This is a genomic window from Parvularcula oceani, assembly GCF_000733125.1.
Classification (GTDB): Bacteria; Pseudomonadota; Alphaproteobacteria; order Caulobacterales; family Parvularculaceae; genus Parvularcula; species Parvularcula oceani.
This window is the reverse complement of sequence record NZ_JPHU01000002.1, coordinates 199,557-212,532: the sequence shown is the minus strand read 5'-3', so window position 1 is coordinate 212,532 and position 12,976 is coordinate 199,557. Positions and strand designations below refer to the sequence as shown.

Genomic DNA, 12,976 nt, shown 5'->3' with positions numbered 1-12,976 from the left:
CTCGAGTGGAATCGTAGCGGAATGCGTGAATACGCCTCCGGGCACGGTGTTCCCCCGAACCGGAGGCGGCAATCCCCGCGAGCAGTCGGGATGCAGCGCTCGCGGCAGGCGGGCGCGCCGTGGCGGCCCGGCGCTCCCGCGGGGCGGAGGAGAGGTCTCCGCCTTGGCAGCGGCGCGCGCGCCTGCCCCTAATTGCGCGATATCATTGCCGATCTTGCCTTTTTCATGGCAGATCGCGCTTTGGCGGGCCCGGGTCCGCAGGCGGCCCTTTCCGGGCCGAAGAGGCCGGCGGGGAGGCGCCAGCGAGGCATGATCACATTCGCCTGAAGGCTCTGCAAAGCGCCGGGGCAGCCTTCGAAACGGCGGCCGCCCGCTCGCGCGGCGGCGTCACTTCTGCGCGGCGATCTCCAGCAGGGTCTGGCCGTAGACCGTCTTCTTGAGGCGCTCGCCATGCTCTGCCAGCTGCGCCCTCGAGATGAAGCCCTTGTTGAAGGCGGTCTCCTCGGGCGACGCCACGAGGAGCCCCTGACGCTCCTGGACGGTCTGGATGTAGTTGCCCGCCTGCAGCATGGATTCATGGGTGCCCGTGTCGAGCCAGGCATAGCCGCGGCCCAGCCGTTCCACCTCAAGCGTGCCGTCGCGCAGATAGCTGAGATTCAGGTCGGTAATCTCGAGCTCGCCGCGGGGGCTGGGTTCGAGGGCCCTCGCACGCTCGCAGACCGAGCCGTCATAGAAATAGAGCCCGGTCACGGCCCAGTGCGATTTGGGCTCGGCGGGCTTCTCCTCGATGCTGATGGCGCGGAAGGCATCGTCGAACTCGACCACGCCGTAGCGCTCCGGATCGTGGACATAATAGCCGAAGACGCGCGCGCCCGAGGTGAGCCCGGCGGCCCCGACCAGCTTTTCCTGCAATCCCGAGCCGTAGAACAGGTTATCGCCCAGGACGAGGCAGGCGGGCGCGCCGTTCAGGAATTCCTCGCCGAGCAGGAAGGCCTGGGCCAGGCCGTCAGGGGAGGGCTGGACGACATAGGACAGCTCGATCCCGAACTGGCTGCCATCGCCGAGCAGCCGCTCGAAGCGGTCGCGCTCCTCCGGGGCGGTGATGATCAGGATGTCCCGGATCCCCGCCAGCATGAGCGTGGTCAGCGGGTAGTAGATCATCGGCTTGTCGTAGACGGGCAGGAGCTGCTTCGACATCACCTGGGTCAGCGGGTGCAGGCGCGTGCCCGACCCTCCCGCCAGGATGATGCCCTTCATCGCCGTACCTTGATTGGTCATACCCTCTCCTTGAGGACCTCTGCGACCGTGCCTGCGACGGGCGCGCGCCAGTCGGGCCGGGTCACGCCGAAGGTCCGTTCGATTCTGCTGCCGTCGAGAACGGAATAGGCCGGCCTCGCGGCGGGCGTGGGATAGTCCGAACTCGGTATGGCCGAAAGCCCGACCCTCTCGCCCGTTTCGCTCTCGAGGGCTTCGAAGATCGCTGCGGCGAAGCCGTGCCAGCTCGTCTGCCCGGACGCGGTATAGTGGTAGAGCCCGGCCAGACCCGGCGCCTCCATCTGCTTGCGCAACATGACGAGCGCAGCTTCCGCGATGTCCGCGGCATGGGTGGGCGTGCCGATCTGGTCGTCGACCACCGACAGGGCGCCCCGCTCCCGTCCGACGCGCAGCATGGTCTTGAGGAAATTGCCGCCATGATCGGAATAGACCCAGGCCGTCCGCATGACGCTGCCGCGCGCCGCGGCGAGTATGGTCTTTTCGCCGGCCAGCTTGGTGCGGCCATAGGCGCCGAGCGGCGCGGTCGAATCGTCCTCGCGGTATGGCCGCTTGCCCTCGCCGTCGAAGACGTAGTCCGTCGAGAAATGCAGCAGCGGCACGGCGGAGCCGAAGACGCGGGCGAGATGGGCGGGCCCGTCGGCATTCACGGCCTGCGCGCGCGCCTCTTCCTCTTCGGCCTTGTCGACGCCCGTATAGGCGGCCGCGTTGACCACGGCGGCAGGAGCGTGCGCCTGCGCGGCGCGCTCCACGGCGGCGGCGTCGGTGATGTCGAGTTCGGAGGATCCGAGCGCCACCGGCTTGAAGCCGTGCAGCCCGGCGAGGCGGGTCAGCGCATGGCCGACCTGGCCGTGCGCGCCGGTGACGAGGAGCGTGTCGGTCACGCCGCCCCGAGCGTGCCGAGGCGCTCGCCGCGATAGGCGCCCGAACGGATCGCCTCCCACCAGTCGCGATTGTCGAGATACCAGCGCACCGTCTTCTCGAGGCCTTCCTCGAAGGCGACGGAGGGCGTCCAGCCGAGCTCCCGCTCGATCTTGGAGCAGTCGACCGCATAGCGGGCGTCATGGCCCGGCCGGTCGGTCACATAGGTTATCAGGTCTTCGGAGCGTTTCGCAGCGCCCGCGCCAGAGGCGTCGACGGCTTCGCAGATGGCGCGGACGACATCGATATTGCGGCGCTCCGCCCGGCCGCCGACATTGTAGGTGCTGCCGGGCCCGGCCTCCTCGGAGACGGTGACGAGCGCCCGCGCATGGTCGTCCACCCACAGCCAGTCCCGGACATTGGTGCCCTGGCCATAGACCGGCAGCGGCTTTCCTTCGAGGCAGTTGATGATCATCAGCGGAATCAGCTTCTCGGGAAACTGGTACTCGCCGTAATTGTTCGAGCAGTTCGTGGTGACGACCGGCAGGCCGTAGGTCTCGCCCCAGGCCCGCACGAGATGGTCAGAGCCGGCCTTTGACGCCGAATAGGGCGAATTGGGCTGGTAGGGGCTGTCCTCGCGGAACAGGCCCTCCTCGCCGAGGCTGCCGAAGACCTCGTCGGTGGAGATGTGCTGGAAGCGGAAGCCGTCCTTCCTTCCATCGGGCAGGCCCTGCCAGTGGCTGCGCGCCGCTTCGAGGAGGACGGAGGTGCCCACGACATTCGTCGAGACGAAGGCGGCGGGCCCGTCGATCGAGCGGTCCACATGGCTTTCGGCGGCGAAGTGCAGAAGCCGGTCCGGTTTGAATTCCGAAACGATCTCGTTCACCGCGCGCGCATCGGTGATGTCGGCTTTCACGAACCGGTAGCGGGGATCGTCCGCCACGGGCGCGACGCTCTCGAGATTGCCCGCATAGGTGAGGGCGTCGAGGTTCAAGACCTCGTGATCGGTTCGCTCGATCAGGCGCCGCACGACGGCGGAGCCGATGAAACCGGCGCCGCCGGTGATGAGGTAACGCATCGCTTTGTCTCTCAAGCGCCGGGCCGGTCGAGGCAGCGGCAGTCATATGGAGCGCTCTCGTCATAGACGAAAGGCGTGTCGAGGTCCTTCAAGAAGGGGGCCGCCCTGTCCTTCTCGGACAGCTTCGCGTCGCCTTCCGGCCAGTCTATGCCGATCTGGGGATCGTCGAACCGCACCGAGCCTTCGCGCTGCGGATCGTAATAGGCATCGACCTTGTAGAGGACCTGCGTGTCCTCGGTCAGCGTCGCATAGCCATGGGCGAAGCCGTGAGGCACGAAGAGCTGCTCTCCGTTCTCGGCCGTCAGCTCCGCCGCCACGTGCTGCCCGAAGGTGGGCGAGCCGCGGCGGATGTCGACCGCCACGTCGAGAATGGCGCCTGCCGCCACGCGGAGAAGCTTGGCCTGGGCGGAGGGGCCGAACTGGAAGTGGAGGCCGCGGACCGTCAGGCGCTCGGCGGAATAGGCGTGATTGTCCTGCACGAAGGCGCCCGCCTCCAGCAGAGGCCAGTCGGCGCGGAAGGTCTCCGAGAACCAGCCGCGCGCGTCGCCGAAGCGTCTCGGGGTCAAGTGCTTGACGGGGGCGACCTCGTCCGTCCTGATCTCTGCCATGGCGCGCCTTTCGATAGGGGTGTCCGATTAGCCACCCCGGATGCCGACGGCAACCGAGGCTGGCGTCCCTTCCCCCGGCATGCTGCTTGCGTGACGAGGTTCAATTGTGCACGCCGCGGGCGTGCGGTAGGTCGGAACTTCGCCTGTGAGGCGCGGGTAACAGGTAGGTCAGGATGCGTTTCTCTTTCGGTCCCCAGGACATTCTGCGGATGCTCCGGCAGCGCCTGTTCTGGCTTATCATCCCGTTCGCGATCTTCGCGATCGTGGGGCTCGCCGTGCTCGCCCAGCTGCCGCCGCTCTACGAGTCCCGCGCGCTCCTTCTGGTCGAGGACCAGCAGGTGCCCGACAGCTATGTGCAGTCCACGATCCAGAGCGAGGCGGAACAGCGCCTTCGCCGCGTGCGGGCGGAAGTCCTGGCGCGGGACAATGTGATCCGGATCGGCGAGCGCTTCGAGGTCTTCGGCGATGAGCGCCTGTCCCGGAGCGAAAAAGAAGACATCATGGACGACCGCTCGCGCATCAGCATCGAGCGCACCCAGACTTCGAGGCGGCGCGACGAGCCCTCCTCGATCCTGACCACCATCGCCTTCGAGCACGAGGATCCCGAGCGGGCGCAGCGCGTTGCGAACGAGCTGATGACGCAGTTCATGGCGACGATCGTCGAGATCCGCACGGAGCAGGCGGGATACACGACGGACTTCCTTCTCGAGGAGGAGCGCAAGGTCCGCAGAGCGATCGACGGGCTCGGCGAGCAGATCGCCGAGATCAAGGAAGACAACCCCAACGCCCTGCCGGACAATCGGCGCCTCTACGAAAGCACGCTGCAGCGCGTGGTGATCGAGAAGGACAGGATCGAGGGCGCCATCGCGCAGGCCGAGACCGAGCTGCGGGTGCTCGAGGTGCAGCGTCCGATCTTCGAAGGCGCGGGGCGGATGTCGCCGGAAGAAGAGGAGCTGCGCCAGCGCCGCCGCCTGCTCGCCCAGGCCCGCCGGCAATATCAGGAGACCTATCCCGACGTCATCGCGCTGAAGGAAGAGGTGCTCGACCTCGAGCGGGACATCGACCCCGAGGCCTTCCGCGAGAATGCCCGTGAAGAGATCGAGCTGCTCGGCGAGCAGCTGGCCGAGGCGTCCGAGGGCAGCCTTCAATATGAGCGCGTCGCGCGCCGCCGCGAGGAGCTGCAGCGCCAGCTCGATGCGCTGCCGGACAATGCCCGCACCACCTCCACATCCGAAGCGAGCTATTCCGCGCAGCTCCTGACGCTCCAGTCCAAGCTCGAATCGCTGCAGCAGCAAAGAGAGAACGCCGAGCGCCAGATCGCCGATCTCGAAGCCCGCCTGGCGCGCGTTCCCGCGGTCGAGACGCAGCTCTACGTTCTCGAACAGGAGCAGGAACGGCTCGAGCGCGAGCTCGTCGACCTGCAGCGCAACCGCGCCGAAGCCGAGCGTTCGCAGAGCCTGGAGAGCCAGCAGAAGGGCGAGCGGGTGCTCGTGATCGAACAGCCCATCCGGGCCGACGAGCCGAGCAGCCCGGACAAGCCGCGCCTCGCCGTGCTCATCTTCGGCTTCTCGGCGGCCCTGGCCGGCGCGCTCGTGCTGATCCCCGAAGTGCTCTTCGCCAAGGTACAGTCGAAGTCGCATCTCGAAGAGCTGCTGCCCGACACGAAGATCATCGAAGTGCCGCGCTTCAAGACGGCCGATGAAAGAACCCCCAAGCGCGTCGCGACGGCCTCACTGGCCACGGCGAGCGTCGTCCTCACCGTGGCGCTGTCCTGGACCGCCTATCAGACGCTGTTTTAAGCCGCAGCGAGGAGAACCCCGATGAGAGAGTTCGAAGAGGCGCTCAAGCGCGCCCGCGCCGGCGTCGCCACGCCCCCGCCCGAAGCGCCCGCGGCCAAAGAGGCGGAGCTGGCATCGCCCGCCCCGCGCCTGCCCGAAATCCGGCGGGACACAGGCGGCAGCCCCTCGATCGCGGCGCTGCCGCCCCTGCAGGCCGATATCGCCTTCTTCCGGGAGAATTTCGGCAGCCATGCCGGCGACAGCGCCGTCGTGGACGGCGCCTTCCGCATTCTGCGCACGCGGGTTCTCGAAGAGATGCGGGCGCGCGGCGGCAAGGTCCTCGGGATCACATCGCCCGGTCCGGGGGCCGGCAAGACCGTGACCGCGCTGCACCTCGCGCTCGCCTGCGCGCGCCGCCCTGAGCAGAGCGTGGTGCTCGCCGATTTCGACCTCCGCCGCCCCGCGGCCGCGCAATATCTCGATGCGCGCGGCTTCAAGCCCTCGATCGACTATTTCCGCGGAGAGGGGCGGGCGACCGACTACCTCTACCGCAACGAGGCAGGCAATCTCGCCTATATGCTGACCGACCGCTCGACCGAGATGAGCGCGGAGCATCTGGCGAGTTCGCGGTTCGACCGGGCGCTCGATGAGCTGCGCGGACTGGCCGAGAATGTTCTGATCATCCTCGACCTGCCGCCGATGACGGGCTGCGACGACACGCTCGCCGTTCTGCCCAAGCTCGACGGGATCCTGCTGGTGGTCGCGGCGGGGGAAAGCCGGTTCTCCCAGCTCGAGGAATCGGTGTCCCTCCTGCCCAAGGAAAAGCTCGTGGGGACGGTCCTCAACAAGGCGCCCCACGGCTCAGGCAGCTACGACTATTATTGAGGCGGCCGCGAAGGCCGCTCAGGCGGACCCGACCTCGGGCGGGCCGTCGCCGGCGGCGGCATTGTCGCGCGCCGCCTGCTGCCGCTTCGCAAGCTGCATCTGGTACATGCCGGCGAAGTCCAGAGGTTCGAGCATGAGCGGCATGAAGCCGCCATCGCGCGTCGCCGTCGCGACGACCTGACGGGCGAAGGGAAAGAGGAGCTGCGGCGCGTTGACGAGCAGCACGCTTTCCAGATGCTCCTGCGGCACGTTCTGGATCAGGAAGTGGCCGGCGTAATTGACCTCCACGACGAAGACGGTGTTTCCGTCCCGGGTGGCGTTCGCCGAGCAGCTCAGCTCGACCTCGTACTGGTCCTGACCCAGCGAGCGGGCATTGACGTCGACGGCGACATCGACAGCCGGCGCGGGCAGGTCGGGTCGCACCGCCTGGGGCGCGTTCGGGTTCTCGAAGGAGAGATCCTTCACATACTGGTTCAGCACCCGCATGACGGGAGCGTTCTGGTCGGGCTGGGGCTGGTTCGGAGGCGTCTCGGACATCGAAAACTCGCTGCTTGCGTGCCGGGCGGGGTACACGTCACGCCGCCGCTTCCGCAAGGCTTGACGGGCGCGGGGCGCGCGCGCAACGCGCGGCGGCATGATCGAACATCCCGCCATCGCCACCGTCATCCAGCTCGCCGTCGCGCCCGTCTTCCTGCTGGCGGGCGTCGGCGCCATCCTCAACGTGATGACCCAGCGCCTCTCGCGGGTCATCGACCGGGCCCGCGCTCTCGAAGACCTGCTCGAAGCCGGCGAAGGCCCGGAAGAGACGGCGCGCCACCAAAGGGAACTCGCCGCGCTGTCGCGCAGGATGCGGCTCGTCAACGGGGCCATCACCTGCTGCGCGGCGGCGGCGCTGACGGTCTGCACGGTCGTCGCGCTGCTCTTCCTCGGTGACCTTCTGGCGCTCGGACTGGGCGTGCCGATCGCGGTGCTCTTCGTGACGACCATGGCCCTCCTGATCGCGGGGCTGAGCCTTCTCCTCCTCGAAATCTCGGTCGCCATGGGATCGGTTCGGTTTCGAACCGAGCTCCTCATGAACGATGCGCGCCGGGCCGAGGCGGCGGCGGCAGCAAAGGCGCCGCCCGCTGCGACATTGCGCAAGGACGCGTGTTAGGGGGGCGGAGCGGAACGGAGTCCTTCATGCGCTGGGAAGACTATCGGCAGAGCGACAATGTCTTCAATCGTCGCGACGAGGGCGGCAGCGCCATGGGCGGCGGCCGGGGCATTCTCGCCTTCCTCCTGCTGCGCGTGATCTTCAACCGCTTCGGCATTGGCGGGGTGGTCGTGGTCGTCGGCGGCTTCTTCCTCCTGAGCGCGCTGGGCATCAATCCGCTCAGCTCCTCGCCCTCGCCCTCGCCTGCGACGGCCCCTCGCGGCGAGATCACCAGCCGCTATGACGCGGAGATCGGCGCGGTCCTGGCGGCGACCGAAGACGTCTGGACAGAGCAATTCCGCGAGAACGGCCTCGGCGCCTATCCCGCGCCGCGGCTGAACCTCTTCTCGGGCGGCGTCAGCACCCAAGGCTGCGGCTTCGCCAATGCGGCCGTCGGGCCCTTCTACTGCCCGGGCGGACAGCAGATCTATATCGATACGAGCTTCTTCGACCAGCTCGCCTCCCGCTTCGACGCCCCCGGCGACTTCGCCCGCGCCTATGTCATCGCGCATGAGGTCGGCCATCACATCCAGACCGTGACCGGCATTTCGGATCAGGTCCGCCAGCAGCAGGCGCGGGCAGGATCCGAGGCGGAACGCAATCTCTATTCGGTCCGGATGGAGCTGATGGCCGATTGCCTCGCCGGCGTCTGGGCGCGCCAGACAGCCGGGCTCCAGGGCTTCTCGCTCGAGGAAGGCGATATCCAGGAGGGGCTGAGGGCCGCGAACGCGATCGGCGACGATGCGTTGCAGCGGCAGAGCGGGGGGCGCGTCGTGCCCGACAGCTTCACCCACGGCACGTCCGAGCAGCGCCAGCGCTGGCTCTCCACCGGCTATCGGACGGGCGACATGAACGCCTGCGACACCTTCTCGGCGCAGAGCCTCTAGGCGCCGGCGCAGACCGGGCAGGCCGGGTCGCGCGGCAATACGATCCTGCGCGTCGAGGCCCGAAGCGTGTCGTGGAGGATCAGCCATCCCTTCCCGGGCTCGCTCAGGCCGCAGATCCAGCCGATCGCCTCGGCGGCGGCCATCGCCCCGACAATGCCGGGCACGGCGCCGAGGACGCCTTCGGCCTCGCAGGCCGCTTCGTCGTCCGGCGCTTCGGGCACGAGGCAGGCATAGCAGGGCGCTTCTCCCCGGCCGGGGCGGAACAGGGCGATCTGGCCGTCGAAGCGGCCGATAGCCGCCGAGAGCAGGGGCTTGCCGAGCGACAGGCAGGCGCTGTTCAGCACGTAGCGCGGCGCGTAGCGGTCGAGGCCTTCGACGATGAGATCATAGGGCGCGAGCAGCGCTTCGGCATTTTCGGCGGTGACGAAGCAGTCCTGCGCTTCGATGCGCACATCGGGGTTGAGCGTCGAGAGCCGCTCGGCCGCGCATGAGGCCTTGGGCCGTCCGATATCCCCGGTGCGGTAGAGGACCTGCCGCTGAAGGTTCGAGATCTCGACCTTGTCCCCGTCGCAGATTCCGATGCGGCCTATGCCTGCGGCTGCGAGATAGGGAAGCATGCCGCAGCCGAGCGCGCCCGCGCCGACCACGAGAACGCTGGCGCCGAGCAGGGCCTGCTGTCCCTGTCCGCCGATCTCGGGCAGGAGGAGGTGGCGCTTGTAGCGCGCGGTCTGCTCTGGCGTCAGCATCCGGTGAAGCCGCTCAGCGGCCGGTCGATCCGAAGCCGCCCGCTCCGCGCGCCGTCTCTCCGATCTCGCCGATCTCGAAGACGGCCTGCGGGGCAGGGGCGAGCACGGCCTGCGCGATCCTCTCCCCGCGCGAGACGGTGAAGGGCTCTGCGGCATGATTGATCAGGATCACTTTCACCTCGCCGCGATAATCGGCATCGACCGTTCCGGGACTGTTCAGAACGGTGACGCCGTGCTTGGCGGCGAGCCCCGAGCGGGGGCGGACCTGCATTTCCCAGCCCTCGGGCAGGGCGATGCGAAGGCCTGTCGGAATCATCGCCGTGCCGCCCGGGGGGATATGGACCGGCTCGGTCACCGCCGCGCGCAGATCGGCCCCGGCCGCGCCTGCGCTCGCATAGCCCGGCAGCTCCAGCCCTTCGGCATGGGGCAGCACCTGGAGGCGCACGCGGGGCGGGTTGGTCGTCGTCATCCGTTCTCTCCCAGGACTTCGCCCGCCAGATAGAGCGAGCCGCAGATCAGGATGCGCGGCATGCCCTCGCCGGAGCGGCCGGTCTCGGTCAGAGCGCGTTCGATCGCCGCCTCGACGCTGGCTGCCGGCTCGGCGGGCAGGCCCGCCCCTTGCGCGGCCGCGGCCAGCGCCTGCGGCGTCTCGGCCGAGGCCGTGTCGGCGCTGACGGTGTAGACGGCGCTGGCGAGGTCGGCGAAGGGCGCGAAATAGCCTGCCGCGTCCTTATTGGCCTGCATGCCCGCGATCAGGATCAGCGGCTTGGGGCTGCGCTCTTCGAGATCGGCGAGGGCGCGGGCGACGGCCACGGCGGCATGGGGATTGTGCCCGCCATCGAGCCAGAGCTCGGCAGGCTCGCCCGCATGGCGCTCCGCTGCCTCGACCAGCGGGCCCCGCGTCAGGCGCTGAAGCCGGGCCGGCCATTCCGCCGCCTCGATGCCGAGGCTGATCATGTCGTCTTCCGGCGCGAGCCCGGCTGCCTTGAGGGTGGCCACGGCAAGCGCGGCATTGTCGATCTGGTGCGCGCCGAGAAGGCGCGGCAGGGACAGGTCCGACAGCCCCCGCTCATCGGTATAGACGAGGCGTCCCGCCTCGCTCAGCGCGGTCCATTCCTGCCCGAAGATGTGAGGGTCGGCGCCGACGGCCAGCGCCCGGGATTCGAGGACGGACAGCGCTTCGGGACGCTGCGGGCCGGTGACGAAGGCCGCGCCTTCCTTGAGGATGCCGGCCTTCTCATAGGCGATCTCGCCCAGCGTCTCGCCCAGCCAGGACTGATGGTCGAGCGCGATCGGCGTGATGGCGCAGGCGCGCGGAGCGGTGACCACATTGGTGGCGTCGAGCCGCCCGCCGAGGCCCGTTTCGAGCAGGACCACATCGCCGGGCTCTTCGGCGAAGGCCAGGAAGGCGGCGGCCGTTACGGCCTCGAAATAGGTCAGCGGCAGGTCGCCCGCCGCCGCCTCGCAGGCGCCGAGCAGGCGGATCAGCCGCTCATCCTCGATCTGCTGGCCGGCCAGCACGATGCGCTCGTTGAACCGGACGAGATGGGGAGAGGTGTAGACATGGGTCCGCAGGCCCGCAGCGCCGAGAATGGCGCGCATCACGGCGATCGTGGAGCCTTTGCCATTGGTGCCGGCGACATGGATGACGGGCGGCAGGGCCTCCTGGGGATCGCCGAGGCGCGACAGGGCGCGGCGGATGCGGCCGAGGCCGAGTTCCATCTCGGCGGGCGCATTGGCGGACAGGCGGGCGAGCCGCTTCTGGACCTCCGCGGCGGCCGCGGTCTGCGGCACGGCATGTGCGGAGGGCATGGCTATTCCGCCGCTCTCGCCAGCGGCTCCTCGGCCTCCGCCTCGTCGGCTGGCGCTTCCGCCTCTTCGGATTCGGGCGCCTCCCGCTCCGCGGCGGCCTCCGCCTCGTCCTTCTCGGCCCGCGCCGCGGCGACGGCATCGAGATCGGCCTTGGTGAGCGTGCGCAGCAGCGTGGTCAGGGTCTCGGACAGCTCGCGCCGGTCCACGACCATGTCGACCATGCCCTTGTCGCGCAGATATTCGGCGCGCTGGAAGCCCTCGGGCAGCTTCTCACGAATGGTCTGCTCGATCACGCGGGGGCCGGCAAAGCCGATCAGGGCGCCGGGTTCGGCGATATGGACGTCGCCGAGCATGGCATAGCTCGCCGTGACGCCGCCTGTCGTGGGGTGGGTCAGCACGACGATATAGGGCAGTCCGGCATCGCGCAGCATCTGCACCGCGATGGTGGTGCGCGGCATCTGCATCAGGGACAGGATGCCTTCCTGCATGCGGGCGCCGCCGGAGGCCGAGAAGAGCACCAGCGGCACCTGCGCCTCGACCGCCACTTCGGCCGCCTTCACGATGCCCTCGCCGAGGCCCATGCCCATCGAGCCGCCCATGAAGGCGAAGTTCTGCGCCACGGCGACCAGCGGGACGCCGCCCACCGAGCCCTTGCCGATGATCAGCGCGTCGCGTTCGCCGGTCTTGCGGCGGTATTCGCGCAGGCGGTCGGTATATTTCTTGGTGTCGCGGAAGCGCAGCGGGTCGTCGGGAACCTCGGGAAGCTCGATCTTCTCCCAGGTCCTGCCAAAGAGGGCGTCGAGCCGTCCCTTCGCGCCGATCGGCATGTGGTGCGAACAGGACGGGCAGACATGGAGCGCCGCCTCCAGGTCCTTGTTGAAGACCATCTCTTCACAGGACGGGCACTTCGTCCACAAGGTGTCGCCCTTGTCGTCTCGGTGCCGGAACATCTTCTTGATGCCTGGCGGTGTGATGTCTGCGAACCAGTTCACCGTAATGCCTACTCCTGCCTGGCAGTCCTGATAGCGCGGGACAGCCGAGACGCCAAACCGAGCACCGCCGTCTTCGCCGCCTCGTCCCCGTCGGGCAATGCTCGCGCCAAAGAGTCAACAAGTGCCGAACCCACGACGACGGCATCCGCGTCGCGCGCGACCTGCGCCGCGCGCTCCTCGTCGCGGACGCCGAAGCCGACCGCTACGGGCAGGCCGGATGCCTCGCGCAGCCGCGTGACCGCGTCTGCCACCGCGCCCTGCGCGCCCGTCGCGCCGCCCGTCACGCCCGCCACGGACACGTAATAGACGAAGCCCGAGGTGTTGCGGATCACGTCGGGCAGGCGGGCATCATCAGTCGTGGGCGTTGCGAGGCGCACGAAATCGAGCCCCGCCCCGCGCGCGGGCAGGCAGAGCTCTGCGTCCTCCTCGGGCGGGAGGTCGACGACGATGAGGCCGTCCACCCCGGCCTCGGCCGCATCCCGAAGGAAGCGCTCGACGCCATAGGCGTAGAAGGGATTGTAATACCCCATCAGCACGATCGGCGTCTCGGCGTCGCCTTCGCGGAAGGCGCGGACGAGATCGAGCGTGCGCCGGAGCGTCTGCCCGGCCGCGATGGCGCGCTGTCCGGCGAGCTGTATCGCCGGGCCGTCGGCCATGGGATCGGTGAAGCAGACACCGAGCTCGATCAGGTCGGCGCCCGCGCCGGGCAGGGCCCGGACGAGGTCGAGCGAGGTGTCGAAGCCGGGATCGCCGGCCATGACGAAGGGAATGAAGGCCGCTCGGCCTTCATCGCGCAATTTCCTGAAACGGGCCTCGATGCGGGACATGGCGCGCTCGTTGGCGCGCCCCGCGCCTCTTGGCAAGG

General features: G+C 68.8%; 14 protein-coding genes. 4 read left to right on the top strand and 10 right to left on the bottom strand.

Annotation, left to right across the window (positions count from 1 at the left end):
• Window positions 1-387: 387 nt before the first annotated feature.
• Genes rfbA through rfbC form a run of 4 tightly spaced genes read right to left on the bottom strand, consistent with a single transcriptional unit; the run spans window position 388 to window position 3,819 of the window.
• A complete protein-coding gene (gene rfbA, locus IE88_RS0103360; RefSeq protein WP_081871403.1) occupies window positions 388-1,278 on the bottom strand; it encodes a glucose-1-phosphate thymidylyltransferase RfbA in 891 nt (296 codons plus the stop codon).
• Window positions 1,275-2,156 (bottom strand): dTDP-4-dehydrorhamnose reductase, encoded by an 882-nt coding sequence (gene rfbD / locus IE88_RS0103355; protein WP_031550128.1) that lies wholly within the window; start codon window positions 2,154-2,156, stop codon window positions 1,275-1,277. The genes rfbA and rfbD overlap by 4 nt, the downstream gene beginning before the upstream one ends.
• Window positions 2,153-3,211: a dTDP-glucose 4,6-dehydratase gene (rfbB, locus tag IE88_RS0103350; protein WP_031550125.1), complete on the bottom strand. Its 1,059-nt coding sequence runs from the start codon at window positions 3,209-3,211 to the stop codon at window positions 2,153-2,155. The genes rfbD and rfbB overlap by 4 nt, the downstream gene beginning before the upstream one ends.
• Before the next feature lie 11 nt (window positions 3,212-3,222).
• A complete protein-coding gene (gene rfbC / locus IE88_RS0103345; RefSeq protein ID WP_051881457.1) occupies window positions 3,223-3,819 on the bottom strand; it encodes a dTDP-4-dehydrorhamnose 3,5-epimerase in 597 nt (198 codons plus the stop codon).
• A 173-nt stretch (window positions 3,820-3,992) separates the two neighbouring features.
• Here rfbC and IE88_RS0103340 point away from each other — a divergent pair, with 173 nt between their 5' ends.
• Entirely contained in the window at window positions 3,993-5,618 is a 1,626-nt protein-coding gene (locus IE88_RS0103340) for a GumC family protein (RefSeq protein WP_031550121.1), read from the top strand.
• Window positions 5,619-5,639: 21 nt separating this feature from the next.
• Window positions 5,640-6,482 carry a CpsD/CapB family tyrosine-protein kinase gene (locus tag IE88_RS0103335; protein ID WP_031550117.1) on the top strand — a complete coding sequence of 281 codons (843 nt, stop codon included), beginning with the start codon at window positions 5,640-5,642 and terminating at the stop codon, window positions 6,480-6,482.
• An 18-nt stretch (window positions 6,483-6,500) separates the two neighbouring features.
• Here the strand turns inward: IE88_RS0103335 and secB are convergent, their stop codons facing one another.
• On the bottom strand, window positions 6,501-7,019 hold the full coding sequence (gene secB / locus IE88_RS0103330) for a protein-export chaperone SecB (protein ID WP_031550115.1): 519 nt from the start codon (window positions 7,017-7,019) through the stop codon (window positions 6,501-6,503).
• A gap of 97 nt (window positions 7,020-7,116) precedes the next feature.
• On the opposite strand from secB, the gene IE88_RS0103325 reads away from it, so the two are divergent.
• Window positions 7,117-7,635 carry a DUF2721 domain-containing protein gene (locus tag IE88_RS0103325; RefSeq protein WP_081871402.1) on the top strand — a complete coding sequence of 173 codons (519 nt, stop codon included), beginning with the start codon at window positions 7,117-7,119 and terminating at the stop codon, window positions 7,633-7,635.
• 26 nt (window positions 7,636-7,661) lie between these two features.
• The gene (ypfJ, locus tag IE88_RS0103320) at window positions 7,662-8,561 is read left to right on the top strand and encodes a KPN_02809 family neutral zinc metallopeptidase (RefSeq protein WP_031550111.1); all 900 of its coding nucleotides are present in this window, start codon (window positions 7,662-7,664) and stop codon (window positions 8,559-8,561) included.
• Here the strand turns inward: ypfJ and IE88_RS0103315 are convergent.
• Genes IE88_RS0103315 through trpA form a run of 5 tightly spaced genes read right to left on the bottom strand, consistent with a single transcriptional unit; the run spans window position 8,558 to window position 12,938 of the window.
• Window positions 8,558-9,307 carry a HesA/MoeB/ThiF family protein gene (locus IE88_RS0103315; RefSeq protein ID WP_031550109.1) on the bottom strand — a complete coding sequence of 250 codons (750 nt, stop codon included), beginning with the start codon at window positions 9,305-9,307 and terminating at the stop codon, window positions 8,558-8,560. The two genes, ypfJ and IE88_RS0103315, sit on opposite strands and share 4 nt — an antisense overlap.
• A 13-nt stretch (window positions 9,308-9,320) precedes the next feature.
• On the bottom strand, window positions 9,321-9,776 hold the full coding sequence (gene dut, locus IE88_RS0103310; RefSeq protein WP_031550107.1) for a dUTP diphosphatase: 456 nt from the start codon (window positions 9,774-9,776) through the stop codon (window positions 9,321-9,323).
• On the bottom strand, window positions 9,773-11,119 hold the full coding sequence (locus tag IE88_RS0103305; RefSeq protein ID WP_051881456.1) for a bifunctional folylpolyglutamate synthase/dihydrofolate synthase: 1,347 nt from the start codon (window positions 11,117-11,119) through the stop codon (window positions 9,773-9,775). The genes dut and IE88_RS0103305 overlap by 4 nt, the downstream gene beginning before the upstream one ends.
• Before the next feature lie 2 nt (window positions 11,120-11,121).
• A complete protein-coding gene (gene accD / locus IE88_RS0103300; RefSeq protein WP_036766502.1) occupies window positions 11,122-12,111 on the bottom strand; it encodes an acetyl-CoA carboxylase, carboxyltransferase subunit beta in 990 nt (329 codons plus the stop codon).
• Window positions 12,112-12,119: 8 nt separating this feature from the next.
• The gene (gene trpA / locus IE88_RS0103295) at window positions 12,120-12,938 is read right to left on the bottom strand and encodes a tryptophan synthase subunit alpha (protein WP_031550101.1); all 819 of its coding nucleotides are present in this window, start codon (window positions 12,936-12,938) and stop codon (window positions 12,120-12,122) included.
• Between the last annotated feature and the right edge of the window lie 38 nt (window positions 12,939-12,976).

Excerpts from the sequence above, each read along its gene's own strand:
- rfbA (WP_081871403.1), bottom strand. The coding sequence starts at position 1,278 with ATGACCAATCAAGGTACGGCGATGAAGGGCATCATCCTGGCGGGAGGG.
- rfbB (WP_031550125.1), bottom strand. The coding sequence starts at position 3,211 with ATGCGTTACCTCATCACCGGCGGCGCCGGTTTCATCGGCTCCGCCGTC.
- rfbC (WP_051881457.1), bottom strand. The coding sequence starts at position 3,819 with ATGGCAGAGATCAGGACGGACGAGGTCGCCCCCGTCAAGCACTTGACC.
- IE88_RS0103340 (WP_031550121.1), top strand. The coding sequence starts at position 3,993 with ATGCGTTTCTCTTTCGGTCCCCAGGACATTCTGCGGATGCTCCGGCAG.
- IE88_RS0103335 (WP_031550117.1), top strand. The coding sequence starts at position 5,640 with ATGAGAGAGTTCGAAGAGGCGCTCAAGCGCGCCCGCGCCGGCGTCGCC.
- secB (WP_031550115.1), bottom strand. The coding sequence starts at position 7,019 with ATGTCCGAGACGCCTCCGAACCAGCCCCAGCCCGACCAGAACGCTCCC.
- IE88_RS0103325 (WP_081871402.1), top strand. The coding sequence starts at position 7,117 with ATGATCGAACATCCCGCCATCGCCACCGTCATCCAGCTCGCCGTCGCG.
- ypfJ (WP_031550111.1), top strand. The coding sequence starts at position 7,662 with ATGCGCTGGGAAGACTATCGGCAGAGCGACAATGTCTTCAATCGTCGC.
- IE88_RS0103315 (WP_031550109.1), bottom strand. The coding sequence starts at position 9,307 with ATGCTGACGCCAGAGCAGACCGCGCGCTACAAGCGCCACCTCCTCCTG.
- dut (WP_031550107.1), bottom strand. The coding sequence starts at position 9,776 with ATGACGACGACCAACCCGCCCCGCGTGCGCCTCCAGGTGCTGCCCCAT.
- IE88_RS0103305 (WP_051881456.1), bottom strand. The coding sequence starts at position 11,119 with ATGCCCTCCGCACATGCCGTGCCGCAGACCGCGGCCGCCGCGGAGGTC.
- trpA (WP_031550101.1), bottom strand. The coding sequence starts at position 12,938 with ATGTCCCGCATCGAGGCCCGTTTCAGGAAATTGCGCGATGAAGGCCGA.